At 72.0% G+C, this 471-nt stretch carries 1 protein-coding gene; it reads right to left on the minus strand.

Annotated features, from left to right (window positions below; translation table 11 throughout):
- Positions 1-471: carbohydrate-binding domain-containing protein (locus G3I78_RS48035; protein WP_164436920.1), on the minus strand; the 471-nt coding region annotated here is incomplete at both ends.

The raw sequence follows: 471 nt of genomic DNA on the forward strand, positions 1-471 counted from the left end.
ACGTCGACGAACCCGAGGGTCTCGTCGCCGTCCTCGGTCGACTTCAGCCCGTCCTTCGCGGCGGTGACGTCGAGCGTCCCGCCCGTGACGACGAGGTAGTCCTTGCCGCGGATCCCGTCGTCGCCCGCGTCGACGGTGAGGTCACCGCCCGCGATGACGAGCCCGTCCTTGGAGACGATGCCGTCGTTCGCGTGCGACGTCACGCTGAGCGCGCCGTCGCCGCCGATCACGAGGTCGGCCGTCGAGAACAGCGCGCCGTCGGGCCCGCCGTCGGCGTCCTGGGCGGAGTACGTCTCGGCGTCGGTGAGGCTGCTGGTGGAGCCGTCGGCGAGGATCACGGCGACCTTCTCCGCGTCCTGCACGGTCACGGCGGCGTTCGTCGTCGCGGTGATGTCCGCGCCGTCGAGGACGAGCTGGACGAGCCCGTCTTCCGCGGTGTCGACGACGACCTGGCCCTCGAGCGTCCCGCTC

Origin of the sequence: Streptomyces sp. SID13726, assembly GCF_010548375.1 — a bacterium.
Lineage (GTDB): Bacteria > Actinomycetota > Actinomycetes > Streptomycetales > Streptomycetaceae > Streptomyces.